1 protein-coding gene and 1 pseudogene are annotated in these 1,119 nt (G+C 65.8%); both read left to right on the plus strand.

Annotated elements, in window-relative coordinates; translation table 11 throughout:
- Window positions 1–22: 22 nt before the first annotated feature.
- Window positions 23–919 (plus strand): ABC transporter permease subunit, encoded by an 897-nt coding sequence (locus tag ACFZDE_RS38645; protein WP_391214975.1) that lies wholly within the window; start codon window positions 23–25, stop codon window positions 917–919.
- Window positions 916–1,119, plus strand: a pseudogene (locus tag ACFZDE_RS38650) (ABC transporter permease); the annotation flags it as partial. The gene ACFZDE_RS38645 and the pseudogene ACFZDE_RS38650, both read left to right, overlap by 4 nt.

Raw genomic sequence — 1,119 nt, forward strand, 5'->3', positions numbered from 1 at the left:
CGACGAACAGGCGGGGTGAGTCATGGCTGCCACCCTCACCGCGGGCGCTCCCGCACGACCGCGCAAACTCCTCGCATCACGCCGGACCCGCGTCGGGATTCTCTACGCGCTTCCCGTCGTCGTGTATCTGCTGGTGCTGTTCGTCTACCCGATCTTCTCGACGTTGTTGCTGAGTCTGAAGGGCGCGGACGGCTCCTTCACGCTGCACTGGTACGCCGATGCCCTCACCGGGGTGAATCTGTCGGTGTTGTTCACCACGCTGCGGATCTCCGCGGAGACGGCTGTGCTGAGTCTGGTGTTCGGGTTCGTTCTGGCGCAGGCGATCACCCGGCTCAAGCCCGTCTTCGCCGGGCTGGCGATGCTGGTCGTGGTGGTGCCGCACTTCGTCTCCGCGCTGGTGCGCACCTACGGGTGGATCATCATGCTCGGTGACAAGGGCCTGGTGAACGAGACCCTCACCAGCATGCAGGTTCCCGGTGCGCCGTTCCAGCTGCTCTACAACGAGTTGGGTGTGGTCATCGGTACCACCTCGATGATGCTCCCCTACACGGTGCTGCTGCTGTACGGGGTGATGCGGGGAGTGGACCGGCGGCTGCTGGCGGCCGCCTCCAGCATGGGCGCGGGCAAGGTGACCATCTTCCGGCGTATCTACCTGCCGCTGGTCGCCCCGGGCCTGGCCAGTGCCGGGCTGCTCAGCTTCATCCTGTCGCTGGGCTACTACATCACCCCGGCCCTGATGGGCGGACCCAACCAGACGATGATCGCCACCCTCATCAACCAGCAGGTCACCAAGGAGAACCAGTGGAACGGGGCTGCCGCCCAGGGCGTGATCCTGCTGGTGCTCACCCTGGCCGGGCTGCTGCTGGTCAAGGTCGTCACCTCGCTCGGCGCCAGCCGTAAGAAGAGGAGCGCCGCATGATGGAACTGCGCAAGACCCTCGCCGGCCGCATCGCCCTCACGGCCGTGGCCACCGTCATCCTCCTCTTCCTGGCGCTGCCGATCGTCGTCATCCTCGTCACCTCCTTCAGCAACAACGCCTTCGCCTCGTTTCCTCCCGAGGCATGGACGCTGAACTGGTACAAGGCCCTGTTCGCCGACGGCAGCAAATGGCCCGCCGCA

The sequence above is a fragment of the Streptomyces sp. NPDC007929 genome, from assembly GCF_042959065.1.
Taxonomy (GTDB): domain Bacteria; phylum Actinomycetota; class Actinomycetes; order Streptomycetales; family Streptomycetaceae; genus Streptomyces.

What these genes read in the sequence shown, in the direction of transcription:
- ACFZDE_RS38645 (WP_391214975.1), top strand. Translation starts at nt 23, where the DNA reads ATGGCTGCCACCCTCACCGCGGGCGCTCCCGCACGACCGCGCAAACTC.